At 68.1% G+C, this 24,121-nt stretch carries 19 protein-coding genes; 5 read left to right on the top strand and 14 right to left on the bottom strand.

Annotated features, from left to right (window positions below; all coding sequences use genetic code 11):
* Positions 1-57 precede the first annotated feature (57 nt).
* The 3 genes from DIE17_RS14315 to DIE17_RS14300 form a co-directional block, all read right to left on the bottom strand.
* Positions 58-1,518, bottom strand: coding sequence for a sialidase family protein (locus DIE17_RS14315; RefSeq protein ID WP_124666816.1), 1,461 nt, complete (start codon positions 1,516-1,518; stop codon positions 58-60).
* Positions 1,519-1,990: 472 nt separating this feature from the next.
* Positions 1,991-2,422, bottom strand: coding sequence for a MarR family winged helix-turn-helix transcriptional regulator (locus DIE17_RS14305; RefSeq protein WP_124666817.1), 432 nt, complete (start codon positions 2,420-2,422; stop codon positions 1,991-1,993).
* Entirely contained in the window at positions 2,419-3,336 is a 918-nt protein-coding gene (locus DIE17_RS14300; protein WP_044844586.1) for a serine aminopeptidase domain-containing protein, read from the bottom strand. The genes DIE17_RS14305 and DIE17_RS14300 overlap by 4 nt, the downstream gene beginning before the upstream one ends.
* Before the next feature lie 301 nt (positions 3,337-3,637).
* On the opposite strand from DIE17_RS14300, the gene DIE17_RS14295 reads away from it, so the two are divergent.
* Together DIE17_RS14295 and DIE17_RS14290 are read left to right on the top strand one after the other, a co-directional pair.
* Positions 3,638-4,603, top strand: coding sequence for an ABC transporter substrate-binding protein (locus DIE17_RS14295; RefSeq protein ID WP_044844585.1), 966 nt, complete (start codon positions 3,638-3,640; stop codon positions 4,601-4,603).
* A gap of 52 nt (positions 4,604-4,655) precedes the next feature.
* The gene (locus DIE17_RS14290) at positions 4,656-5,756 is read left to right on the top strand and encodes an LLM class flavin-dependent oxidoreductase (protein ID WP_124666818.1); all 1,101 of its coding nucleotides are present in this window, start codon (positions 4,656-4,658) and stop codon (positions 5,754-5,756) included.
* A gap of 143 nt (positions 5,757-5,899) precedes the next feature.
* Here the strand turns inward: DIE17_RS14290 and DIE17_RS14285 are convergent, their stop codons facing one another.
* From DIE17_RS14285 to DIE17_RS14235, 11 genes are all read right to left on the bottom strand, one after another.
* Positions 5,900-6,832: an ABC transporter substrate-binding protein gene (locus DIE17_RS14285; RefSeq protein ID WP_124570837.1), complete on the bottom strand. Its 933-nt coding sequence runs from the start codon at positions 6,830-6,832 to the stop codon at positions 5,900-5,902.
* A 34-nt stretch (positions 6,833-6,866) separates the two neighbouring features.
* Complete coding sequence (locus DIE17_RS38320; protein WP_124522903.1) at positions 6,867-8,654, bottom strand: amino acid ABC transporter permease/ATP-binding protein; 1,788 nt, start codon at positions 8,652-8,654, stop codon at positions 6,867-6,869.
* A 59-nt stretch (positions 8,655-8,713) separates the two neighbouring features.
* Complete coding sequence (locus DIE17_RS14275; protein ID WP_124519393.1) at positions 8,714-10,072, bottom strand: LLM class flavin-dependent oxidoreductase; 1,359 nt, start codon at positions 10,070-10,072, stop codon at positions 8,714-8,716.
* A 7-nt stretch (positions 10,073-10,079) separates the two neighbouring features.
* Positions 10,080-11,138: an LLM class flavin-dependent oxidoreductase gene (locus DIE17_RS14270; protein ID WP_124666819.1), complete on the bottom strand. Its 1,059-nt coding sequence runs from the start codon at positions 11,136-11,138 to the stop codon at positions 10,080-10,082.
* A gap of 39 nt (positions 11,139-11,177) precedes the next feature.
* Positions 11,178-12,119 (bottom strand): ABC transporter substrate-binding protein, encoded by a 942-nt coding sequence (locus DIE17_RS14265; protein WP_185735378.1) that lies wholly within the window; start codon positions 12,117-12,119, stop codon positions 11,178-11,180.
* A 62-nt stretch (positions 12,120-12,181) separates the two neighbouring features.
* Positions 12,182-12,742 (bottom strand): GNAT family N-acetyltransferase, encoded by a 561-nt coding sequence (locus DIE17_RS14260; protein ID WP_124484744.1) that lies wholly within the window; start codon positions 12,740-12,742, stop codon positions 12,182-12,184.
* A gap of 562 nt (positions 12,743-13,304) precedes the next feature.
* A complete protein-coding gene (locus DIE17_RS14255; RefSeq protein ID WP_124921066.1) occupies positions 13,305-14,435 on the bottom strand; it encodes a DUF4034 domain-containing protein in 1,131 nt (376 codons plus the stop codon).
* Between the two features lie 660 nt (positions 14,436-15,095).
* Positions 15,096-15,305, bottom strand: a complete 210-nt coding sequence (locus tag DIE17_RS14250; RefSeq protein ID WP_124484748.1) for a type II toxin-antitoxin system MqsA family antitoxin — start codon at positions 15,303-15,305, stop codon at positions 15,096-15,098.
* Between the two features lie 34 nt (positions 15,306-15,339).
* Positions 15,340-16,374 carry a succinylglutamate desuccinylase/aspartoacylase family protein gene (locus DIE17_RS14245; protein ID WP_124921065.1) on the bottom strand — a complete coding sequence of 345 codons (1,035 nt, stop codon included), beginning with the start codon at positions 16,372-16,374 and terminating at the stop codon, positions 15,340-15,342.
* A gap of 244 nt (positions 16,375-16,618) precedes the next feature.
* Complete coding sequence (locus DIE17_RS14240) at positions 16,619-16,894, bottom strand: hypothetical protein (RefSeq protein WP_124519402.1); 276 nt, start codon at positions 16,892-16,894, stop codon at positions 16,619-16,621.
* A gap of 273 nt (positions 16,895-17,167) precedes the next feature.
* Positions 17,168-18,727, bottom strand: coding sequence for a sensor domain-containing diguanylate cyclase (locus DIE17_RS14235; protein WP_124921064.1), 1,560 nt, complete (start codon positions 18,725-18,727; stop codon positions 17,168-17,170).
* Between the two features lie 497 nt (positions 18,728-19,224).
* Between DIE17_RS14235 and DIE17_RS14230 the strand changes: the two genes are divergently transcribed.
* Genes DIE17_RS14230 through DIE17_RS14220 form a run of 3 tightly spaced genes read left to right on the top strand, consistent with a single transcriptional unit; the run spans position 19,225 to position 24,070 of the window.
* Positions 19,225-22,101, top strand: a complete 2,877-nt coding sequence (locus DIE17_RS14230; protein ID WP_124921063.1) for a xanthine dehydrogenase family protein molybdopterin-binding subunit — start codon at positions 19,225-19,227, stop codon at positions 22,099-22,101.
* Positions 22,098-22,814, top strand: a complete 717-nt coding sequence (locus DIE17_RS14225) for a (2Fe-2S)-binding protein (protein ID WP_124666824.1) — start codon at positions 22,098-22,100, stop codon at positions 22,812-22,814. The genes DIE17_RS14230 and DIE17_RS14225 overlap by 4 nt, the downstream gene beginning before the upstream one ends.
* Complete coding sequence (locus DIE17_RS14220) at positions 22,811-24,070, top strand: cytochrome c (RefSeq protein ID WP_124921062.1); 1,260 nt, start codon at positions 22,811-22,813, stop codon at positions 24,068-24,070. Before DIE17_RS14225 ends, DIE17_RS14220 begins: the two co-directional genes overlap by 4 nt.
* Positions 24,071-24,121 lie beyond the last annotated feature (51 nt).

The raw sequence follows: 24,121 nt of genomic DNA, 5'->3' as shown, positions 1-24,121 counted from the left end.
TCGGGAGCGCTGCCGCGACGCAACGGACGTCGCGGCGGCGCTATGCTCACCCGCGCATCACGGCGCGAAGAACACGTCGGTGCGGTTCGTCAGGTTGCCCGCGTTGGTCTGGACGAAGAACGGATGGAACGACGACGACGGCAGCACGTCGAGCCCCTGGTAATCGCCGATGAAGAAGCCTTCCGCATTCGGCGCGAGCTTCATGTCGAACGGGCCGCCGACGCGCCGCTCGTCTGCGAACGTGGTGCCGTTGTCGTGCGAGATCTTGCGCCAGAACCCGGTCGGCAGCGTCGTCGTATTGCCGGCCAGCAGGTCGCGGAAATCATAGTGGGTGACCATCACCGCGCCGGCATTGTCGACGCGCACCGACGGATTGAACGCGGGACGCCCGGTCGGCGTGTTCACTTGCAGCGGCGCGCTCCAGCTCGCGCCGCCGTCCTTCGACGTCGACAGCGCGATCTCGTCGTAGTTGCCGCCGTTGAAGCGGCTGTCCTGCCATACGACGTAGAGCTGCCCCGACGCCGGATCGATCGCCGGTTCCGGAATGATGTCGCCGGTGCGTACCGGTTCGCCGGTGTTCGGATCGGTCACGCCGACCGTCTGCAGCCCGGCGATCACCTGCGGTTTCGTCCAGGTCGCGCCGTCGTCGGTCGACTTGACGAACGCGACCTTGCCGGCCGCCTTGTTGAACGGCGGCTGGATCAGGTCGAAGAAGTCGTAGAGCGTGCCGGTCTTCGGATCGACGACGATCTGGTTGCCGATCGTCTGCTGGCGCGACGGCACGTTGACGATCACCTTCGCACGGCTCCACGTCTTGCCGCCGTCGACCGTCTTCGAGAAGAACGTCGGCCCGCGGTATGCCTGCGTGTGCAGGTTCGCATACGGGTTGCCGTTCGGCAGTTCGAGGCGGTCCCACACAGCGTAGGCCGTGCCGGCCTTCACCGGGTTCGCCGTCACCGACTCCTTGTCGTTGAAGAACTGCGTCGTCGGTTCGTCGTTCGCGATCAGCACGGCCGGGCTGCTCCATGTCTGTCCGCCGTCGGTCGACACCGAGGCCGCGACCGCGTTGCTGTTGTTCGACTGGTTGAACGAGATCGATACCGAATACGCGGTGCCGTCCGGACCGAACGACACCCACGGATCGGACGCGCGCTCGTACTTGAGCCCGCCGGGTGCGCAGGCGCTGAACGGCTGCGGCGTGCGCGCCCAGGTCGCGCCGCCGTCGAACGTATAGCCCGCGACGAGCCCGTGGGCGCCGCCGTTCGACCAGCGGTCCTGCTGCCACACGCCGATCATGTTGGTCGGGTTCGCGGGGTTGACCGACAGCCACGGTTCGACCTCGGCGTTCACGTAGTTCGTGCCGGGGCCGCCGATGGTGCAGGCGGCGAACGGGCTCGGGCCGGACACGACCACGGGATCGGCATGCGCGGCCGCGGCGGCGGCCATCGCCACGGCCATCGCGGCGGACAGGCGGGTGAGGCTGGGGACAAGCGAGTGGGACACGATCGTGCGTCGCATGGACTGCTCCTCGTTGACGTGCGGCGGCGATGGCGCGGCACGGCGGCACGACGCGCACCGGTACGCGCGGCAACAAATGCCGTGCCATGCGTCGGATCGTGTCGTTCAGGAAGCCGCCGCGGTCATCGCAATCCGCGTGTGCTGGATGCCGCCAGCACGTCGGTCAAGACACCTCTTCGTTTTCATTGCTTGTCGGGTGCGTCCAGGGTTGCGGACGCAACGGGAAGGCCAGGCCGTGCAGACGACGAATGCGTCGAAGTGGATTGCAATGTAGGCGATCGATATGCGGCGCGGCAGGCAATTTTTTGTAACAGTACGTAGCCGGAAAGCGTTGCCGAAGCAATGCCGCCGGAACGCAAAATTTGCCGCCTGAAAGTTCGGAAACCGAATTGAAAGCGCGAATCGAAAGCACGAATCGAAATCGCTATCGATTACGCGGATTCGTGCCCATGCGGCGCGCCGCCGGCGCGGTTCAGCGCTCGGCCGGAAAGCGGTCCTGCAATGCGTGCAGCCAGCGCGCGACGACGTCGAGTTCGGCGTCGGAAAAGCCGTCGCACAGCTTGCCGTTCAGCTCGCGCAGCGCCACGCGCGCGCGCTTGAGCGCCGCGTGTCCTTCGCCGGTCAGGAACAGTCGCGTTGCGCGCCCGTCGTCCGAATCGGCGTGACGCGCAAGCAGGCCGGCCTTCGCCATCCGGTCGGCGAGCCCCGTCATCGCGGACGGCGCCAGTTGCAGTGCCGCGCCGACTTCGCCGATCAGCGCGCCGTCCTGCCTCGCGAGGCAGAACAGCACGCCGGCCTGCGCGGCACTCGCGCGCGCATCGGTCTCGGCCTTGCGGTCGACCCAGCGCTGCACGCGCCGCTGGCCGATGTTCAACAGGAAAAACAGTCGTCGGTCTTCGCTCAAGCTCGGTTCCCGGCTGCAATGGAAAGGGACGGGCGACCCGCATCGCGCGGCGCGTCGAGCGCCTGCGCGAGCCAGTCGGCGACCGCGGGCCACAGCACCGTGCCTGGCCGGCTGCGGAAGAAGCCCATGTGTCCGACCGGCCCGCTGCCCGCGGCGTGCGGATCGATCTGGCGGCGTTCGACGGCCGCCCGGGTCAGGTAGCTTACCAGCAGGTCGATCGCGGGCGGGTTCGCCCACGGATCGTCGTCGAAGCCGAGCACGAGGATCGGCAGCTGCTGCTTCGAGAAGCGCTCGGCTGCGCCGAGCGTCGGATCGTCGAAGAAGTAGCGCGGCAGCGTGGTCCAGCGGCTCCATTCGCGGAACACGCCGGCCGGGAGGTCCTCGCCGAGGCCGAGCCGCTTGCCGGGCACGTAGCCGAGCAGCGCGGACGCGAGCGGGCCGAGCACGCGCAGGATCAGCCGCACCTTCAGCCGCTCGGCCGCGCGGGCGATCAGCCGCGTGCTGCCCGCGTGCGCGGCGACGAGCACGGCCGCGCGCAGGTGCGCGGTGCCGGCCGACAGCCCGATCGCATGGCCGCCGACGCTGTGCCCGACCGCCAGCAGCGGCAGCCCGTCGTGCGTAGCGCGCGCCCACGCGATTGCGGCGCCGACGTCGAGTTCGACCCAGTCGCGCATGCGGGCCTGCAGCGCGCTCAGCCGCGCGGGCCGCGACGCGCCGATGCCGCGATAGTTGTAGGTGAGCGCCGCGAAGCCGCGTTCGGTCAGGAAGCGCGCGAAGCCCGCGTAGAGCCGCTCCGGCACGGCGGTGGCCGGATGGATCAAGACCAGCGCGCGCGGCGGCGCGTCCGGTGACCACAGCGTGCCGCGCAGCGTGTAGCCGTCGGCGGCGGAAAACTCGATGGGTTCTGACGTCATGGCCGTCCTCGTTCCGGGTAGGTATTTCGTATGCGAAATATAGTTCGCCATGTATTTCGCGTGCGAAATATCTGTCGAGGGATCATTCGAACGGCGTCCCGCGAAGCCCGGTGGACGGCGTCGCTGCGCGGCGATCATTCCATAAAACATTTGCATATTTGTATAGCAGAATATTGCGTTTGTCTCATGAAGCGGATCGCCGTATCTTCACCAGTTCCATCCCGTCCGCCAGCCGTCGCGCCAGGCGGACCCAGGGGCGACGCCGTCGCGCGGCCGCCCGCCAACCTCCGGGGAGATCACGTTGTTGAGCCGAATCGTCACGGCGCTGCTGCTCGCGCTCGCCGCGCAGCCGGGCATCGCGAAAGACACCGTCACGCTGCGCGTCGGTGAACAGAACTACTTCAACATCCAGGCATCGATGGAGGCGTCCGGCGTGTTGAAGGACCTGCCTTATACGATCGAGTGGAAGCACTTCCAGGCTGCCGCGCCCGTCGCCGAAAGCCTGAACGGCAACGCGATCGACGTCGGCTTCCTCGGCGATTCCGCGCTGCTCACGCTGGCCGCGCGCGGCGCGCCGGTGAAAGTCGTCGCGGTGTCGCGGCAGAGCCTCGACGGCGTCGCGATCCTCGTGCCGAAGAACTCGCCGGTGCGCACCGTCGCCGACCTGCAGGGCAAGACGATTGCGGTCTGGCGCGGTGCGTGGAGCCAGCAGCTCGTGCTGCGCGCGCTCGAACACGATGGCCTGCGCGCGGATTCCGTCAAGTACGCGTACCTGATGCCGATCGATGCGACCAACGCGCTCGCGAACGGCTCGGTCGACGCCGTGTCGCTGTGGGAGCCGTTCGTCAGCACGCTCGCGCTGCGGCAGGGCGCCCGTCCCGTGACGACCGCGCAGGGCCTGATGCCCGCGCTCAGCTTCGTCGCCGCGAACGAGCAGGCGGCCACGGCCAGGCGCGCGGAGATCACCGATTTCCTGAAGCGCGTGGTGGCGGCACGCCAGTGGGTCGACAGTCATCCGCGCGAGTACGCGGACCTGTGGGCGAAGCGCGCGAAGCTGGAGCCGGACGTCGCGTACCGCTGGCTCAACAACGCGCACCAGCGCGTGGGCCCGGTCGACGACACGGCCGCGAAGGATGCGCAGAACACCGCCGACTTCCTGCACAAGGCCGGCGTGATTCCGGTCGCGTACGACACGGCGAAGCTGCTCGACCGCTCGTATGCGGGCGCGTTCGCGGCGCCCGCGCAGAAGACGGCCGCCGCGCAGTGAGCGTGCTGCAGCACGCAGCCATTTCCGATCGACGACAAGAAGGACCATCGACATGCCCGTCGACATCATCGGCATGATCACCGCGACGCCCGGCGCGGAGGTCGACGTACCGGGCGGGGCCGCCGTCCAGCCCGACTACGTGCGGCGCTTCGCGCAGGCGCACGAAGCCGCCGGCTTCGACCAGATCCTGGTCGGCCATTTCAGCAACGCGGCGGACGGCTTCATCGTCGCGTCGTTCGCGGCCGCCGCGACCGAACATATTCGCATCCTGCTCGCGCACCGGCCGGGCGTGATCGTGCCATCGGCCGCCGCGCGGCAGATCGCGACGCTCGACGTGTTCAGCGGCGGCCGGCTCGCATTGAACGTCGTGTCGGGCGGCGACGATGCCGATCTTCAGCGCGACGGCGATTTCGTGCCGCACGACGCGCGCTACCGCCGCACCGGCGAATATCTCGACGTGCTGAAACGCATCTGGCTGGCCGACACGCCGGTCGATCACGACGGCGAGTTCTATCGGCTGCATGGTGCGTCGCCGGTCGTGAAAGGCGCGCAGCAGCCGCACGTGCCGATCTATTTCGGCGGTTCGTCGCCGGCCGCGCTGGCCGTGGCCGGGCAGCACGCGGATGTCTACATGACGTGGGGCGAGCCGCTCGCGGCCGTGCGCGAGCAGATCGCGCGCGTGCGGGCCGCGGCAGTGCCGTTCGGACGCGCGCCGCGCATCAGCGTGTCGTTTCGGCCGATCGTCGCGGACACCGAAGCCGCCGCGTGGGAGAAGGCCGAGGCGATCCGCGCGCGCGTGCGCGCGGCGCGGCTCGCGAACGGCCAGCCGATCGACGGCCATGCGCCGCAGAACGCAGGGTCGCAACGCCTGATGGCCGCGGCCGCTCAGGGCGACGTGCTCGACGAGCGGTTGTGGATGGGCGTCGCGAACCTGACCGGCGCGCGCTGGAATTCGACCGCGCTCGTCGGCACGCCGGAACAGGTCGCGCGTGCGCTCGGTGCGTATTACACGCTCGGCGTATCGACGTTCCTGATTCGCGGTTTCGATCCGCTCGACGATGCGCTGGATTACGGACGCAAGCTGATTCCTGCGATCCACGCGCACATCGCGGAACTCGACCACCATCGCGATCGCGCGGCGCTGACGGCGTAGGAAACGACGGCCCGCCCACGTCGATTCGCCCCGGCATCTTCTTTAAGGGATGCCGGGGCGATTTCATTTGCTGCGCGACCGATGCGCAGCTCGCTGTGCCGACGCAACGACGCGTCGGCACATCGACACATCGACACATCGAATCAAAACGACGGCAATCCCGGCGGATTCGTCTCCGCGCGCGCGACCGCCTCGCTCTGCAACCCCCAGCGCGCCAGCGCCTGCCCGTAGCGGCCGTTGTCGATCAGCGCGTTCGTCGCGAGCGTCAGCGCCGGCGCGAGCCCGCTGCCGCGGCGCGTCGCGATCGCGACGTCCGCGTTCGCGGGCCAGCCCGCGTTGACGACGCCGACCCGCCGGATCTTGCCGTCGCGCGCGGCTTCGTACGCGAGCGACGCGTTCGGATTCAGCTCGGCATCGGCGCGGCCCGACAGCAGCGCGACGCGTGCCGCCGCATCGTCGTCGAAATAGAGCAGTTCGGTCGGCTTCAGCCCTTGCGCGACGTTGCGCCGGCTCCACTCGAGCAGGATGCGCTCCTGGCTCGTCCCCGCGCCCGTGATGACGCGCAGGCCGGCGACGTCCTTCGGTTCGGCGATCTTCGCGATCGGGCTCGCGGTGCGCACGTAGAAGCCGTGCAGCCCGAGCCGGTAGGTCGTGAAGTCGTATTTCTCCTTGCGCTTCTCGGTCACGCCGACGTTCGAGATCACCGCGTCGTACTTGCCCGACGTGAGCCCGAGCGGCCAGTCGGCCCATGCGATCGGCACCAGCACCAGCGTGCGGCCGAGCGCGTCGGCGACGAGCTGCGCATAGTCGGGATCGGCGCCGACCACGGTGCGTGCGTCGGTCGCATAGGTCGATACCGGTGGCGCGTGCGGCGAGATCGCGACCGTGAAGGCCCCGTCGCGTACCCAGCGGTAGTTGCTTGCCGCGCGAATCGCCGCATCGTCGCGCGCTGCGCGGATCCGGCCGGCCTGGCGCGGATCGAGGTCCGCCGTCGCGGCGGCGGCCTCGGCCGCGTGCCACCGGAGGCCGGCGGCGGCCGCCAGCGTGGCGGTGATGAACTGGCGTCGGTCGATCATCGTCGGTTGCCTCGCAGGTCGTGAGCGGCGTGCATCAGAGCACCCGTGACAGGAACGCGCGTGTGCGCGGATGGGCCGGCGCGTCGAGCACGACGGCGGGCGGCCCCGACTCGACGATGCGGCCCCGCTCCATGAACAGCACGTTGTCCGCGACTTCGCGCGCGAAGCCGATCTCGTGCGTGACGATCACGAGCGTGGTGCCCGAGCGTGCGAGCTCCTTGATCACGTCGAGCACTTCGTTGACCAGTTCGGGATCGAGCGCCGACGTCGGCTCGTCGAACAGCAGCACCTTCGGGCGCAACGCGAGCGCCCGCGCGATCGCGACGCGCTGCTGCTGGCCGCCGGACAGCTGGCGCGGGTACGCATCGGCTTTATCGGCGAGGCCGACGCGCGCGAGCAGCGTGCGCGCGGTGCGTTCGGCGGCCTCGCGCGTGACGCCGCCGACGGCGACCGGCGCCTCGATCAGGTTCTCGAGCACCGTCAGGTGCGGAAACAGGTTGAAGTTCTGGAACACCATGCCGACCGCCGTGCGGCGCTTCAGCACGTCGCGCTCCTTCAACTCGTGCAGCACGTCGCCGTCGCGCCGATAGCCGATCAGCTCGCCGTCGATGTCGATGAAGCCGTCGTCGACGCGCTCGAGATGGTTGATGGTGCGCAGCAGTGTCGACTTGCCCGAACCGGACGGCCCGACGATCACCGTCACGCTGCCGCGCGGTGCGACGAACGACACGTTGTCGAGCACGCGCTGCATGCCGAACTGCTTCGATACGTTGTGCACGGCGACTTCGCCGCCGGTGCGCGGCACCGGAGCGGCCGCGGCGTCATCGTGAGCCGCCGCGCCGGTTGCCGTTGCGTTGCGCGCCGCCGCATGCCGCCACAGCGCACTGACGCGCGCCAGCACGAACGTCAGCGCCGACGGCGGCGGGTTGCGCAGCGCGCCGCGCGCATAGTGGCGCTCGACCTGCACCTGGATCGCGGACAGCACGGTCAGGATGATCAGGTACCAGACGGTCGCGACCATCAGCAGCGGAATCACTTCGAGATTGCGGCGATAGATCACCTGCACCGTGTAGAACAGCTCGGGCATCGCGAGCACGTAGACCATCGACGTGCCTTTCGCGAGCGAGATCAGGTCGTTGAACGCGGTCGGCAGGATCGCGCGCATCGCCTGCGGCAACACGATCCGCGTGGTCTGGCGGCCGCGCGGCAGGCCGAGCGCGGCGGCCGCTTCGAGCTGCCCCTGGTCGACCGCGAGAATGCCGCCGCGAATCACTTCCGCGGAAAACGCCGCGTGGTTCAGCGAGAGGCCGAGCACGGCCGCGAGGAACGGGCTGATCAGGTCGGTGGTCGGTGTGTCGAACCACACGATGTCGGTGAACGGCACGCCGAGCCGCACGTGTTCGTACAGGTAGCCGAGGTTGTTGAGGATCAGCAGCAGCACGATCAGTGGAATCGACCGGAACAGCCACACGAAGGTCCATGCGCTCGCCGCGAGCAGACGCGAGCGCGACAGCCGCGCCAGCGCGACGAACCCGCCGAGCGCGAAGCCGAACACCGCGCCGAGCAGCGTCAGCACCAGCGTGCGCGCGAGCCCGGACAGCACCGGCGGCGACAGGAACCACTCCGCGAACACCGGCCAGCCCCATTGCGGGTTGCCGAGGATCGAATACAGCACGAGTGCGATCAGCACGAGCGCGAGCACGGTGCCGACGGTGCGCGACCGGTGCCGGGCCGGCACGATCCGCAGGTGCGTGCCGGTGTCGCGGGCGCGGGAGGGGGAGAGCGGCGGCACTGCGCCGCCGAGATGGGTCGTGTCGCTCATGTCGGTGAGGGTCCTCGATCGAGTTGGCCGGAAGCGCCGCGCGAGGCGGCGCGTCGGCGTCATGCGTGCGCTTCGGCCGCGTCGTCCTGTTGCTGCACCGCGCCGGGCGCCGCATGGCGGCTCGCCTTGCGCGGCAGGCCGAGGTGGTCGCGCAGCGTGCTGCCCGGCAGGTCGCGGCTATAACGGCCGCGCGCCTCGAGTACCGGAATCACGAGGTCGATGAAGTCGTCGACGCCCTGCGCCTGTACCGGGAAGCCGAGGATGAAGCCGTCGCCGGCACCGGCGTCGTGCCAGCGGATCAGCTCGTCGGCGACGTGCTCGGCCGTGCCGATGAAGTTCGGGCGCGGCGTCGCGACGGCGAGCGCCGTCTCGCGCAGCGTGAGGTGCTTGCGCTTCGCATCGGCCTTGATCCGGTCGGTGGTCGAGCGGAAGCTGTTGCGGCCGATGTCGCCGAGCTCGGGGAACGGCGCATCGAGCGCGTACTGCGTGAAATCGTGGTGATCGAAATAGCGGCCGAGATACGCGAGCGCTTCGTCGATCGTCAGCAGGTCGCGGATCGCCTGGTATTTGTCTTCCGCCTCGGCGGCCGTGCGGCCGACGATCGGCCCGATGCCCGGGAAGATCTTCACGTCGCCGGGCTGCCGCCCGTGCTCGACCGCGCTTTGCTTCACGCGCCGTGTGAACGCGGCCGTTTCGTCGAGCGACGGCGAGTGCGTGAACACGGCGTCCGCGTACTTGCCCGCGAGCCCGATGCCGGTGTCGGACGAGCCGGCCTGGAAGATCACCGGCTGCCCCTGCGGCGAGCGCTGGATGTTCAGCGGGCCGGCGACCTGGAAGAAGCGGCCGTGGTGATCGAGCGTGTGGAGCTTGTCGCGATCGAAGAAGCGACCGGTCGCGCGATCGCGCACGAACGCGTCGTCGTCCCAGCTATCCCACAGCCCCTGCACGACCTCGAGGTATTCGTCGGCGATCTCGTAGCGCAGTTCGTGATCGGGATGCGCCTTGCCGAAATTCTTCGCGGTGCCTTCGAGCGGCGTCGTCACGACGTTCCAGCCCGCGCGCCCGCCGCTGATCGTGTCGAGCGACGCGAGCTGGCGTGCGACCGTGAACGGCTCGCTGTACGACGTCGAGATCGTGCCCGCGAGGCCGATCTTCTTCGTCGCGACCGCGAGCGCCGACAGCACGGTGAGCGGCTCGAAGCGGTTCAGGAAGTGCGGGATCGACTTCTCGTTGATGTAGAGGCCGTCCGCGACGAACGCGAACGCGATGCCGGCGGCTTCCGCCTTGCGCGCGATGCCGATCGCGAAGTCGAGGTTGATGCTCGCGTCCGGCGGGTTGCTCGGGTGCCGCCATGCGTTCATGTGGCTGCCTGCGCCTTGCAGCATCAGGCCGAAGGGAATCGATCGTCGGGTCGTCATGGGCGCGTCACGCGTTCTGGTCGGGGGAAAGGGAGCGAAGGGAGCGGTCGGCCGCGAGGGCCGCCTGCACGGGGGTGATCGACTGCGCGCCGCCGAGCCATTCGGCCGACGCGAGCCGTGCCGCGTAATCGGTCACCGGCGAGTCGATCACGAACGCGTCGACGTCGAGCCGCCGGCTCAGCGCGTCGAGCGCGCGGTGGATGCGCTCGGGCGTATCGGCCAGCACGGTCGGGCGCAACTCGTCGATCCGGTAGTCGGACGCGCCGCTTTGCCGCGCGAATTCGGCCGCGGCCTGCGCGCTCGGCAGGTTGAAGCTCTGGCCGCCGGCGAACTGCAGCTTGAAGATCTTCAGCGGCCCGATCAGTCGCTCGGCCTCCTCGCGGGTCGGTGCGGCGACCGCGTACAGCGCGACGAGCGCTCGCGTGCCGCCTGCGTCGCGGTAGGCGGCCAGCGAGCGTTCGAGGTTCGCGTCGTCGCCGTTGAAGTGCCCCGCGTAGCAGAAGCGCCAGCCGTGTCGGGCGGCGAGCGCACCGCTGTCGGGCGAGCCGCCGAGCAGGATGCGCTCCGGCGCGTGCGGCGGCACCGGCATCGCGACCGCGCCGGCGAGCGGATGATCTTCGGCGACGCCCCAGCCCAGGAACGCATCGAGTTCGGCGAGCTGGCCCGCGAAGCCCGGCTTTTTCGCCTTGTCGTGAAACCACTGCAGCGCGCGCGTGGTCAGCGGCAGCCCGCCGGGCGCCTTGCCGACGCCGAGATCGACGCGGCCCGGCCCGAGCGCGGCGAGCAGCTTGAAGGTTTCGGCGACCTTGAACGGGCTGTAGTGCTGCAGCATCACGCCGCCCGAGCCGACGCGAATGCGCGACGTGTGCGCGAGCAGGTGCGCGACGACGATCTCGGGCGCGGAGCTCGCGAAGCCGGGCGCGCCGTGATGCTCGGCGACCCAGAAGCGCTCGTAACCGAGCTGTTCGGCGCGCTGCGCGAGGGTCGTCGTGAAGCGCAGCGCGTCGGCGGCGGTCGCGCCGTCGGCGATCGGACTCTTGTCCAGCAATGAAAGCGAATAAGACATGGTGATCGGCGTTCCTGCGAAGGCGTGAAGGGGCGGCGCTCAGCTCTTCGGCAAACCCGGCGGATTCGTGCGCGACTGGTCGATCGCTTCGGACGCGAGGTTCCAGCGGTCGAGGATCTGCTGATAGCGGCCGTTCTTGATCAACCCGTTCAGCGCGACCGTCAGCGGATCGGCGAGCCCGCTGCCGCGGCGCGTCGCGATCGCGATGTCGGCCGTGCGCGGCCAGCCGCCGCTGATCGCGCCGACGAGCCGTGTCTTGCCCTGCTGCGCGCTCTGGTACGCGAGCACCGAGTTCACGCTGAACACGGCATCGGCGCGGCCCGACTGCACGGCGACGATCCGCATCGCCTGGTCGTCGTAGTACTGCACCTGCACCGGTTTCAGGCCGTGCGCGACGTTCTCGCGGTCCCACGCGAGCAGGATCTTTTCCTGGTTGGTGCCGGCGTCGGTCACGATGCGCAGCCCCGCGACGTCCTTCGGCTCGCGGATCGACTGGATCTTGCTGTCGTTGCGCACGTAGAAGCCGACCTGGTCCTTGCGGTAGGTCGAGAAATCGAATTTCTGCTTGCGCTCCTCGGTGACGGTGACGTTCGAGATCACGGCGTCGACTTTCCCCGATTCGAGCGCGAGCGGCCAGTCGGCCCACGCGAGCGGGACGATCTTCAGCTTGCGGCCGAGGCTGTCGGACACCAGCTGGCCGACGTCCGCGTCGAAGCCGACCACCGTGCGCGCGTCGGTCGCATACGTGCTGATCGGCGGCAGGCTCGGCGCGACGCCGATGGTCAGCGTGCCGGCTTCGGCGAACTTGAACGACGCGGGCACCGCGCGCTCGACGGCCGCATCGGCCGTGCCGCGCGGGCGGCCGCGCTGCTCGGGGCTCAGGTCGAAGGTCGCGGCGGCCGCGGCGATCGCGGTCACGCCGATCAGCGCGGCGGCCAGCGTGCGGAGCGCACGCGGCGTGAAGGGTACGGCTCGTTGCATGGATGCGTCCTTGTTGTGTTGTCGTCGGGAGCGAGGGAGCGGAATCGGATGACGCGACGCGTTCAGCGCGGCAGCACCGCTTCGGGCAGCGGCGCCCACAGGTCCGCGAGGGTCGACGTGCGCGACGGATCGGCGAGATCCTTGCCGAAGCGCAGGTGGAAATACGCTTCGGGGTCGATCGACGAGTCGAACAGCCGCGTATAGCCGGTGCGGTCGTACAGCGCCCACGCTTCGGGCTGGCGAAAGCCGGTGGTCAGGTACACGCGCCGATAGCCCTGCTGCGCGGCGCGCAGTTCGAGCGCGTCGACGATCAGGCGCGCGAGCCCCTGGCGGCGCAGGTCCGCGCGGGTCCAGATGCGTTTGAGTTCGGCGGTCTGCGCGTCGTAGCGCTTGAATGCGCCGCCGCCGATCGTCTCGCCGTCGCGCAGCAGCAGCACGAACGCGCCTTCGGGCGGCGCGAACAGCTCGGCCGGGTAGCGCGCGAGTTCGTCGCGTGCGGACGCGCGGCTGTCGGGGCGGTACGCGTCGTAGCGCGTCGCGTATTCGTCGATCAGCGCGTCGATCAACGGCTGGGCGCGGACGTCGAGCGGCGTCGTGTCGATGATGCGGTCGTTCGTGGCCATGGGCATCGCGAAGGGCGCGCGATGCGGACGTTCCTGGCGGGGGCGGGGCACATCGCCCGGCCGGTCTGTTCCGTTATCGCGACGCGGTTGTCGTGATGACGGCGGCCGCGGTGCTTCCTGCGCTGCATCCGGCGTGCCGCCGCCGTTTCGAACACGTTAGCGGCGCGGCCGGCAAAGGCGAACGAAGCAATTTCGATAAGGATTTCTCGGGGAGCGTCAGAAGGCTTGCAGGGGGAGTGGGGTGGGGGAGGCGATCGAGAGTAGTGCGGAGCCGAGCCAGTTGGATGTGTGTGCAATACATATGAATGCCGTGGGTTTGCACGCTGTTATTGCTCGATGTTCTATCGGTATTGCCGATTTGGGGGCGATCAGGTTTGGCGGGAAGCGGCCCACTTCCGGTCATTCGCCTGAGCGCTCAGTTGGGCTCGAACGCCATACCGACTCGGAACGCGAACCTGAATCAGTCGATCGCGCGACTTCGCGCCGTCCGATGTTGCCGACAAATGCTCGGGATCCGGTGTCGCTCTCGGCGTGTGACTGCCTCCGCGTGAGCATCGCTTCGCTATCCCTGCAACGCCCACGCAAGATTCTTTTCGGCATCTTTATTACCTTGTTCTGCGGCGCGGCGAAACAACTTGATCGCACGCTCCTTGTCACGGGGTACTGAAATTCCGAACCAATAGAATTTGCCCAGTTCATTTTCAGAGAAATCATCGCCCAGCTCGGCGGCCTTTTCGTAGTCTTTAACCGCTCGTTCGGATTGTTTCATGCCTTGATAAATCGCCCCCCTTTTTGAAAGAGCGTAACTATTGTTCGGGTTCAGGTTGATCAGCTTCGACAAAGGTTCAATTGCTTGCTCGTACTTGTGCTCGCGGATGAGTACGTTGCTCATTTGCGTCAGCATGTCCCGGTCGTTCGGCATCAACGCGAGCGCCTGGGCGTAAGCCTTTTCTGCACCGGGATCATCACTGTCGCGGTACATGACCCAGCCTTTATCTGCAATGACCATCGCTTCGAACTCTCGTAGCGCCGTTGCCGGTACCGGGAACCGCCGACACTCGTCGACGAAGGCCGCCATGCGTTTGGGGCTCCCGCCCCATCTTGTCTGTATCGAAACGAGATAGGTGCGCCTGACCACTATGTTCCCCGGGTCCTTTTTGATGGACTGGTCGAGCAATTCGCGACTTTCCTTGTTCGTACCAGAAAGGGCCTTCCAGATCTCGATCTCTTCCATGTATGACATGGTGGGCTTCGCAGTCAATCCAGTCGACTTCGATAGATCGCGGAGAGCCATGCTGTGATAGGCTCTCATTCCCGCGAACTGTTGCTCGCTGGTGCTCCTCGCATATGCGTTGCCGCGCCTGACCCATCCCATTGCCTCGTAGTACATTCCTCGCGCTAGCAATGCCGCATATGACTGTGGAAACCGCGCAACCCATTGGTCGAATTTTGGTTCAAGGTCGGGGTCGGCGAGGTAAAGGGAACGGAATGCCGCGACTAATTGGTCGTCGCTGATTGAGCCATGCTCAAATGCTTGCTGAAGGGCGGTCATTGCATGATCCAACTCGGCAAATCGGCCGTCTCTAAGCAGGGCGAGCCTCTGCGCTGCGTCGGGGTCCGTCGTCCCCGCGGGGCACCCGACAGCATGGAATGCGAGACATATCCAGCTACAGAGCAAGATTCTTCGAATCATTTTAGGTGCCCGTACCAGTGAATACTTCAGATCAATTGCAGTCGCAGTGACTGTGGATTTCCTGCGGTCAGTTTTACAAGTTATGTGCCATTTTCCCAAACATGTATGTTGGCGAAATCACCTACTTTCGAAGTCCGGGATCCGGGTGCGCAATTCTCGATCGAATTCAATTCGACGCCAATCGGTGGTCAAGCACAGCGCGCTGACGATGGGCCCGTCGTCGGCGCGTTTCGCCATTGAAACGTTTTTCGCGCGGGCTCGAGAGCTAGATCTCGAAATCCATGACTGAACGTCCATGCTGCGATTCGTGCCCGCGCGAATCTGGCGGATTTGTGAGCAACGGCTTCAACCGGGACCGGTTGTCGACCATTCATTTCAACGCTACCTTTCTGTCGGAACCACCCTCGAAAAACGCAAGTGGCAACTGAAGTATTGGATCGACGGACGCGAAGGCGACACTTCCCTGCCTTGTCGTACTGTGGCCTTTCGTGTCAGGGGGAGGCGCATTTGCATTGGCTCGCGACTTTCCCAAGAAATGCCTGGGCTAGTTCAAACTCTGAACTTCGGATCCAATGCAAGCGATCGACCGCTCCGGGGCGATACCGGTCATGACACGCCATCTACGCAGCGACCCTCATCCCATCGAACCACGACGTGCGTCTAGTTCGCCCGCCCGTCGAATTGTGTGGCGAACCGTGTCATCGCATCACCGAGACGACTGGCATTTTCGATATCGAGCACCGCTTCGCCGCATGCCGGGCAGAAGTCGCCCGTTATACCTCGAACGACCGTGGACACACGCTGAAACGCATACGGAATATCGCGTGTGTCGCGAATCAGTTCGGCTTCACCGCAGGCGGGACATTTCATGTTCGTGATCTCCTCGACGACTCGATCACGCACATTACCCGATGACCCGCGGCGGCGTCGACGCCTCCGCCAGCTGAAACAGGCAATCGCCGCGCTGCACCTGCGCGGGCACGCGCTTGCACACCACTTCGCCGTCGCCCTTGAAGCGGTGCAGCACCGGTTCGCGCAGCGGCGTATCGGGGAAGTGCACCCACGCGGCCGGCTGGCCGGCCTTCACCCGGTCGCCGAGTTCGACGAGCGGTTCGTACAGCCCGCGTTCGTACGCGTAGACGAAGTGGCGATCGCCGTCGACGCGCAGGAAGCGCGTGACGGTCGGCGGCGCATCGGGCACGAGTGCGCCGTGCAGCAGGCCGATGTAGCCGAGATAGTGCAGCAGCCCGTGACGGCCGAGCCGGATCAGCGACGGATCGGCCATCCCCGCACCGCCGAGTTCGGTCACGATCGAGATCGCGCCCTGCCGGCGCGCGGCCGAGGCCGAATGCACCGGGTTCGGCGCGTGCAGCAGCGCGTTCGGCAACCCGAACGCGACGAGCAGCCCGTTGAGCTTCGCCGCTTCGTCGTCGTCGAGCGGGTCGATCGCGAGCATGTTGCCGCCCTGGTACAGCAGCGAGCTGCCGCCCGAATGCAGGTCGACCAGATACTGCGCGCGCGACAGCAGCGCATGCTCGATGTAGTGGGCGATCATCTGCGTCGGCGTGCCGGTCGGGTTGCCGGGAAAGCTGCGGTTCAGGTTGCCTTCGTCGAGCGGCGACACGCGCAGGCCCGCGTCGGCCGCGGGGAAATTGGCCATCGGCAGCAGGATGAGCTGCCCGGTGACGCTCTCCGGGTCGATCTCGCGCATCAGCTGCGACACGATGATCTGGCCTTCGTATTCGTCACCGTGGTTGCCGGCCATCACGAGCGCGACCGGGCCGTCGCCGTTGCGGATCGACGCGATCGGGATCGGCAGCCAGCCATACGCGGAGCGATGCACGGAATGCGGCAGGCGCAGATAGCCCGCATGCTTGCCTTGCGCATCGAGATCGATTTCGCAGTGGATGGGATTTCGGTGTGAGGAGGAGGCGGTCATGGCGACATCGTTCGGAGAACGGGAATCCGCCATCTTATCGGGAAACGACCGCCGCGCGGCGCGCGGTGCGGCCGAGGTCGAGCGCCGTCAGGCGGCCCGTGCGCGAACGCGCGGCAAGCGCAACCGGAGCAGCCGCGCGCGATGTTGCAGCGCTGAAACGCACGCCGGCGTGCGGGCCGGCCGCCTGCGCACGCCGCGTGGTGCGCCAGCCCCTTGCCGCGACGGCGGCCGGCGCGCGAGCGCGTCAGCGGCCCGATGTTTCAGCCTCGATACGGCCTTCTTCCCACAGCGTCCAGAACCGGCTGCCGGCGCGATACGGATTCGCGCGCCGCGCCGCATGGTCGGTGACGCCCTGGCGAAACGCGCCGTACAGCGTCAGCGGCGGATTGTCGACGCACGCGGCTTCACGCGCCGCGGGCATGCGGCGCTCGGAAACGAGCCGCCGGATCAGCGAGGCACCGTCGATCACGTCCAGTTGATCGATCGTTTCCGCGCGGCTGAGAACTTCGACGGTATTCATGAGTGGCCTCCCTGACATCCTGTTTCCCGGTCAAGGAGCAATAAGAGTGCCAGCCATCAAATGCCGCGCGCCGTCGCGATCGTGCGGGCTTCTGCAGCGAACGCTACGCGCGGCGCGCGCCGATGTTACGGAACACGTCACGTGACATGGGCGGCCGCGGCGGAACACCTGCGCGCACGCGTCGAACCACGCAAGGCGTTTCCGGAATGAATCGCGGGAAGCGAACGGGCAAGCCGGACAGCGCGGCGGCCGCCGGCGGGAACGAGCGCGCGCTCAGCTCGCGGTCGCGGGCGTCACGCGGCTGCTTCCGGCCGAATAGAAGCGGTAGATCCCCTTGCCGGCCGACTTCGCGTCGTACAGCGCGCTGTCGGCCTGCCGGATCAGTTCGTCGGGTGAGCCGTGCCCGTCGTCGAGCGCGATGCCGATGCTGATTCCGAAGACGACGGTCTCGCCGATCGACAGCGTGTACGGCGCCGAGATCTGCCGGATGATCCGCGCGGCGAGGACCGAGCACGCCTGCATGGTGGTTGCGTCGAGCGCGACGATGAACTCGTCGCCGCCGACCCGCGCCGCCAGTTCGCCGGGCGGCAGCGTCTTGCCGAGCCGCTCGGCGACCTGCATGAGCACTTCGTCACCGGCCTGGTGGCCGAAGCGGTCGTTGATCGCCTTGAAGCCGTCGAGGTCGAGATACATGACGGCGAGCGCGGGGCTCGGCACGTGCGGCAGGTGCGGCCGGTGCGCGAGCATCCGTTTGAGTTGCGCATGCAACTCGTGGCGGTTCGGCAATCCCGTCAGCGCGTCGTGCCGCGCGAGGTGCCGGATATGCTGCTCGGTCTGGCGGCGCGCGGTGACGTCCTCGACGATGATCACCGCGTTGCCGTCCGGCACGCGGTGGCGCGTGAGTTCGAGCTGGCGGCCGTCGGCGAGCGCGATGTCGAGCGGCTCCGGTTCGTCATGGTTCAGCCAGAGGTCGCATTGCACGGCGAGACTGGCGCCGTCGGGATCGGTGCGCGCGTTCGCGCCGAGCGCCGCGACGACGTCGGGCAGCGGCGTGTCCAGCATGATCTCGCGCGGCGAACCGAACAGCTGCGCGGTGCGGCGGTTCGCGACGATCACGCGGCTTTCGCCGTCGATCATGCACAGGCCGTGCGGCATGTAGGTGAGGGCGGCGTCGAAGCGCGCGACGAGCTCGGCGTTGCGCTGGCGTGCGGCGATCAGCGCGACCAGCACGCGGTAATGGCGTTCGACGACCGTACGCATCGCCGCGAGATAGATCACGAGCGGCGGCAGCAGCAGCCATGCGCCGGGCCGCTGGACCAGCAGCGCGCCGACGCCGATCGGCACGACGCCGAGCGTGACCTGCGTCATCGCGAGCCGCGGCAGCGCCGAATTGCGCGACGCGATCCCGCCGAACACGCCGCCCGCGACCATCACGGCCAGCGTGCCGAGCTCGACGTCGGGCGCATCCACGCAGCCCATCACGCCGAGGCCGAGCACGAAGCACGCGGCGAGCGACACGGGCGCATAGCGCCGGGCCCAGTATTCGGCGCGATCGTCGCCGGCGGCACGACGTACCGCATACGCACGTGCGATCGCGAGCCGCGCGGCGAGCAGGCCGACGTCGACGACGAGCCACACGAAACACCAGAGTTGTTGCAGCCGGATCAGCGCGATCGCCGCGACGAACGCGCTGGCGAAGCCGGACAGCGCCATCGGACGCACGTCCTCGAACAGCGTGACGAGCATCGACGGGCGCAGCGCGGCCGTCACGTAGTGATCGCCGCAGGGGGGCGTGGCGAGAAGGGCGTTCAGGAGGCGTGCCTTGACTGCCATGGCTATTTTGACCTCGACACGATGCGGTGCACCGCCGGCCGCCCCGCCCGGCACGGGATGGCCGGCGAACCGGATGCGCACGACATTAACATGAAACATCGGCCGCGCGTGCCGTGCGGGGACGTCGGCGCGTCGTCGTCAACCTCGTTCGCGCGCATCTTGCGGATTCACCGATGCGCAGGCAGGATCGTTGCCGACGGAACGATCTCGGGCAGCCGCGCGCGGACCGGTTTCAGCCCGCGCCGCACGCGGGCCGCCGATGGCGCACGATCGGCCGGCAGCCACCGATGCGGCCGGCGCGACACCGTGCAGTCGCACGCGTGTGCCGCCCGCGACCGCGCGCCGCAGCTCGTCCGAATCCCGTTATAAGAAATCCAATAAGCAATTCATGCGAGAAATACTATAGGCGATATATCAAAAACAATGCCAGAATGCGCGCCGCTCCGAACGCCGCGACACCCGATCGCCGTCCGAGCCGCATCAGGAGGTTCCCCCCAATGAAAAACCACGGCCTGTCACGGCGGGGTTTTCTGAAAGCCAGCGTGCTGGCGGGCGTCGCGGTCTACGTCGCGCCCATCGGCAGCCGCGCGTTCGCGGCGCTCTTCGAAGAAAAACTCCTCACTCCCGTCAAATGGGATAGCGTCACCGGCATCCCCCAATTCCGCATCGACGGCATCGCGAAGGTCACGGGCTCGAAAGTGTTCGCCCGCGACGTGCGCGCGGCCGACATGCCGCACTGGCCGCAGCAGCAGTCGCACGCGCTGATCCTGCGCGTCACGCAGGCCGACCGCACCTACGAGGGCTTCGACCTGTCGCTGCTCGGCGACGAGCTGAAGCCGGACCGCGTGGTCACGGCCGACGATCTCGCGCGCGACGGCGTCGCGTTCCCGACGTTCTACGGCGACGACATGCTGTTGCCCGCCGGCAAGACGCCCGCGTATCTCGGCCATGCGGTCGCGATCCTGATCTACCACGACTTCGCGCGCTTCCGCTTCGCGAAGAACGCGCTCAAGTTCCGCGACGACGTGATCCGCTACGGCGCGGTCACGGGCCCGCTCGAGCGCGATCCGTGGGGTACCTTCCGCTACGTGCGGGTGGGCGGCAAGACGGCCTACGACGACGATGTCTATTCGAGCCTGAAGGATGCGCCGATCTTCCCGAGCATGATGCGCAAGCACCTGCCGGTCTGGCCGGACGGCAAGGAGCACGGCAAGCTCGACGAGCAGGGGATGTTTCTCGCCGGCCAGATCGCCGCGGAACTCGACCATCCGTCGGCCGACTGGCTCGTGTTCGACCGCGAGTACAACACGCAGTCGGTCGACACCGCCGCGCTCGAACCCGACAACGCGAACTGCTGGTACGACGCCGCGACGCAGTCGCTGCACCTCGTCGTGCCGACCCAGTCGCCGCTCGAAGTGTCGGAAAACGCGGCCGCGATGGTCGCGAAATGCCGCTTCCCGGTGAAGAAGCTGTTCGTGCATCCGTGCTACACGGTCGGCTACGGTTCGAAGGATCACTTCAACGTGCCGTTCTACGGGCTCGTCTGCGCGCTGTACGCGGACGGCCGCCCCGTGCGGTTCGCGAACGACCGCTACGAGCAGTTCCAGACGTCGCTGAAGCGTCACGCGTTCAGGATGCGTTACCGGATCGCGGTCGACCGCAACACGGGCCTGCTGCAGTCGTTCAAGGGCGACTTCGAGGCGAACGGCGGCGGGCGCTCGAATTTCTCGCCGTCGGTGGCGATGGTCGGCGCGACGGCCGCGCAATCGATCTACTACTTCCCGAAGAGCGACCTCGCGGCGGTCGCGATCGCGTCGCGCGCGATCGATGCCGGCTCCGCCCGCGGCTACGGCACGCTGCAGAGCATGGCCGCGACCGAGATGGCCGTCGACGAGATCGCCGCGCAACTGAACCTCGATCCGATCGAATTCCGCCTGCGCAACGCGCTGCGTTCGGGGATGAAGAACACCCAGGGCGCGATTCCCGCCGGCGCGCTGCGCGTCGACGAAGTGCTGGAACGCGCGAGGCAGCATCCGCTGTGGACGCGTCGCGCGGCGCGCAAGGCCGAATTCGAGGCCGCGAACCCGGGCAAGCGCTACGGTGTCGGCTTCGCGTGCGTGCAGAAGGACTTCGGCACGGGCGCCGAGGCATCGTTCGCGAAGGTCGAATTCGACGAGAACGGCAAGGTGTCGCTGCAACACACCGCTGCCGAGATCGGCTCCGGGATGTCGACGTCGCAGGCCGTCGCGGTCGCGAAGTGGCTCGGCCGCCCGGCGACCGAGGTGCGCGTCGCGGTGACCGAATGGCCCGACCTGCCGGTCGAGACGAGCGGCGATCCGTACCTGATGTCGCAGGCCGACCAGGATCGGCTGAGCGCGAATCCGCGCTGGTCGCCGGGCTATGCGTCGCCGTCGAGCGCGACCAACTCCGCGTACTACTTCACGCACAGCACGCGCGAAGCCGCGCGCGCGGTGTTCCGCTACGGGCTGTGGCCGGCCGCGATGTCGATCTGGACGCGCGGCCTCGGCGGCGGCCAGGCCGCGCCGTACACGATCCGCATCGAGGACGCGCGCTGGGTCGACGGCAAGCTGAGCGCCGACGGCCTCGAGCCGCTGACGTTCGAGCAGCTCGCGAAGCAGGCGCATGCGCTCGGCCTGCCGACCGGCGCCGTCGTGCACGTGTTCAACCGCTGGCAATGGACCGACGCCGAGTTCGACGTGGGCGGCGCGGTCGAGCGTCTGCCGATCGACGGGCTGTCGCTGCGTGTCGGCGCGCCGAAGACGGGCGCCGACGGCCCGCTGCCGGGCACCGTCGCGCCGGCCGGCGCGACCGCGCTGCGCGGCACGCTGGCGCCGACCGCGAACGGCTATCGCGTACTGGACCGCAAGCGCGTGTTCATCCCGCCGACGAGCCGCAACAACGCGGCCGTCACGTACTACACGGCGGTCGGCACGATCGTCGAGCTGGCCGTGCACGAAGCGACCGGCAAGGTCGAGCTGCTCACGCATCACTCGATCATGGAGTGCGGCAACCAGATCTCGCCGCAGCTCGTGTCGGGCCAGCTGCAGGGCGGCCTCGCGATGGGCATCGGCCATGCGCTGCACGAGTACCTGCCGCTCTACGAAGACGGCCCGGGCAACGGCACGTGGAACTTCAACCGTTATCAGCTGCCGCGCGCGAGCGACGTCGCCGTGTGGTCGCAGACGGGCGACATCCTGCCGCCGCTGTCCGAGACCGATCCGCCGAAGGGTGTCGCCGAAGTGGTGATGATCCCCGTCGTCGGCGCGATCGTGAACGGCATCGCGCACGCGATCGGCCATCGTTTCACCGACTTGCCGGTGACCCCGCAAAAGATTCAGGAGGTGCTCGCATGACGACCGCCCAAACCGCCGCGTCGGCCGCGAGCGCCAGCGCGGCCGCGACCGCCGCGTCCGTGCCGAACGCGGCTTCGGCCGCGCCGGCATCCGCATCCGCTGCGGTGCCGGCTGCATCGGCTGTATCCGCCGCAGCTCCGGCCGCCGTCGAGCGTCCGCTCGTGCGCTTTCAGCTGAAGCCGCTGTCATTGAAGATCAACGGCAAGTCCGTCGGCCCGATGCAGGTGCCCGAGGGGCTGATGATGATCGAGTTCCTGCACGAGTACGCGGGCCTCACCGGTTCGCGGCTCGGCTGCGGGCAGGGCATCTGCCACGCATGCGTCGTGATCGTCGACAAGCCGGACGGCACCAGCGAGGAAATGCGCACCTGCATCACCGGCGCGCACTTCTTCCACGGCCGTTCGATCCGCACGATCGAAGGCCACGCGAAGCGCAACGAAGCCGGCGAAGTGGTCGAACTGTCGCCGATCCAGCAGAAGTTCCTCGAGCACTTCAGCTTCCAGTGCGGCTACTGCACGCCGGGTTTCGTCAACGCGGCGACGGTGCTGATCGAGCGGCTGACGCGCGAGCCGGTCGCGAAGGCCGACGTCGAGCGCACGATCACCGACGCGCTGAACGCGCACCTCTGCCGCTGCACGGGTTACGTCCGCTACTACCAGGCCGTGAAGGACGTGATCCTGACGACGCCGGGACTCGTGAAGGACGCCGCATGAAACGCACATTCGCCCATCGTGCCGCGCGGGCCGCGGGCTTGCCCGCGCTCGCGGCCGCCTGCGCGCTGCTGCTCGCCGCCTGCGGCGGCCACGACGCCCCGGCCTCGAACGCGGCTTCCGGCGCGCCCGGCGCCGACCCGGTCGCGCGTGGCCGCTATCTCGTCAAGGCCGCCGACTGCGCGGCGTGCCACACCGCGAAGGACGGCGCGCCGTTCGCCGGCGGGGCGCCGCTCGAATCGCCGTTCGGCACGTTCTACGGTTCGAACATCACGCCCGACAAGGATCACGGGATCGGCAGCTGGAGCGCGGACGACTTCTACGCCGCGCTGCACGACGGCAAGGCTCCGGCCAAGCGGCTGTATCCGTCGATGCCGTACACGTCGTACCGGCAGCTCACGCGCGCCGACAGCGACGCGATGTACGCGTACCTGAGGACCGTGAAGCCGGTCGCGCAGGAGAACCGCGCGCACGCACTTAAGTTCCCGTACAACCTGCGCTTCGGCATGGTGTTCTGGGACATGGTGTTCCTGAAGGACAGCCTGCCCGACGCGTCGCGCGGCCAGTCCGCCGACTGGCGGCGCGGCCGCTACCTGGCGGGCGCGCTCGGCCACTGCGCGGAATGCCACACGCCGCGTGCGTTCACGGGCCAGCTCGACGGCGCGAAGCCGTTCGCGGGCGCGGCGCTCGGCCGCGTGGCCGCACCGGACATCACGCCAGCCGGCCTCGCCGCGCGCGGCTGGACGGGCACCGACCTGCAGACGTTCTTCGGCGTCGGCATCGCGCCGCAAGGCTCGGCGTTCGGCGAAATGTATCCGGTCGTGCACCTGAGCACGCAGTACCTGGCGAAGGACGACCTGCGCGCGCTGTCCGTGTACCTGCTCGGCGATACGCCGCCGGCACCGCAGCCGGTGAAGCCGGTGTCGGCCGACGCCGCGCAGCTCGCGGCCGGCCGCTCGGTGTATCTCGCGGTGTGCGCGGGCTGCCACGGCTTCAACGGCGAAGGCAAGCCGCACGTGGCGGTGCCGATGAACGGCAATTCGACGCTGCGTCAGGGCGACGCGCGCAACCTGCTGGTCGCGATGCTCGACGGCGTCGACGAGCAGAAGTTTGCCGGCTACGAAAACCTGCAGCCGATGCCGGGTTTCTCGCACACGCTGAGCGACGACGAACTCGCGCAGCTCGCGAACTACCTGCGTGCGACATGGGGCGGGCAACCCGCGAGCGTTACGCCGGCCGACGTGAAGGCCATGCGTTGAGCCGTCGAGCGGCAGGGCGGGGCGTCGCGCGCAACGCAGCCGGTTCCCGGC

The sequence above is a fragment of the Burkholderia sp. Bp9099 genome, assembly GCF_003857805.1.
In the GTDB taxonomy this organism is placed as follows: Bacteria; Pseudomonadota; Gammaproteobacteria; order Burkholderiales; family Burkholderiaceae; genus Burkholderia.
The sequence above is the reverse complement of the archived record's forward strand: the minus strand, read 5'-3'. Positions and strand labels throughout refer to the sequence as shown.

Coding starts and splice junctions, on each gene's coding strand:
- DIE17_RS14315 (WP_124666816.1), bottom strand. CDS start 1,518: ATGCGACGCACGATCGTGTCCCACTCGCTTGTCCCCAGCCTCACCCGC.
- DIE17_RS14300 (WP_044844586.1), bottom strand. CDS start 3,336: ATGACGTCAGAACCCATCGAGTTTTCCGCCGCCGACGGCTACACGCTG.
- DIE17_RS14290 (WP_124666818.1), top strand. CDS start 4,656: ATGCCCGTCGACATCATCGGCATGATCACCGCGACGCCCGGCGCGGAG.
- DIE17_RS14285 (WP_124570837.1), bottom strand. CDS start 6,832: ATGATCGACCGACGCCAGTTCATCACCGCCACGCTGGCGGCCGCCGCC.
- DIE17_RS38320 (WP_124522903.1), bottom strand. CDS start 8,654: ATGAGCGACACGACCCATCTCGGCGGCGCAGTGCCGCCGCTCTCCCCC.
- DIE17_RS14275 (WP_124519393.1), bottom strand. CDS start 10,072: ATGACGACCCGACGATCGATTCCCTTCGGCCTGATGCTGCAAGGCGCA.
- DIE17_RS14270 (WP_124666819.1), bottom strand. CDS start 11,138: ATGTCTTATTCGCTTTCATTGCTGGACAAGAGTCCGATCGCCGACGGC.
- DIE17_RS14265 (WP_185735378.1), bottom strand. CDS start 12,119: ATGCAACGAGCCGTACCCTTCACGCCGCGTGCGCTCCGCACGCTGGCC.
- DIE17_RS14260 (WP_124484744.1), bottom strand. CDS start 12,742: ATGGCCACGAACGACCGCATCATCGACACGACGCCGCTCGACGTCCGC.
- DIE17_RS14255 (WP_124921066.1), bottom strand. CDS start 14,435: ATGATTCGAAGAATCTTGCTCTGTAGCTGGATATGTCTCGCATTCCAT.
- DIE17_RS14250 (WP_124484748.1), bottom strand. CDS start 15,305: ATGAAATGTCCCGCCTGCGGTGAAGCCGAACTGATTCGCGACACACGC.
- DIE17_RS14245 (WP_124921065.1), bottom strand. CDS start 16,374: ATGACCGCCTCCTCCTCACACCGAAATCCCATCCACTGCGAAATCGAT.
- DIE17_RS14240 (WP_124519402.1), bottom strand. CDS start 16,894: ATGAATACCGTCGAAGTTCTCAGCCGCGCGGAAACGATCGATCAACTG.
- DIE17_RS14235 (WP_124921064.1), bottom strand. CDS start 18,727: ATGGCAGTCAAGGCACGCCTCCTGAACGCCCTTCTCGCCACGCCCCCC.
- DIE17_RS14230 (WP_124921063.1), top strand. CDS start 19,225: ATGAAAAACCACGGCCTGTCACGGCGGGGTTTTCTGAAAGCCAGCGTG.
- DIE17_RS14225 (WP_124666824.1), top strand. CDS start 22,098: ATGACGACCGCCCAAACCGCCGCGTCGGCCGCGAGCGCCAGCGCGGCC.
- DIE17_RS14220 (WP_124921062.1), top strand. CDS start 22,811: ATGAAACGCACATTCGCCCATCGTGCCGCGCGGGCCGCGGGCTTGCCC.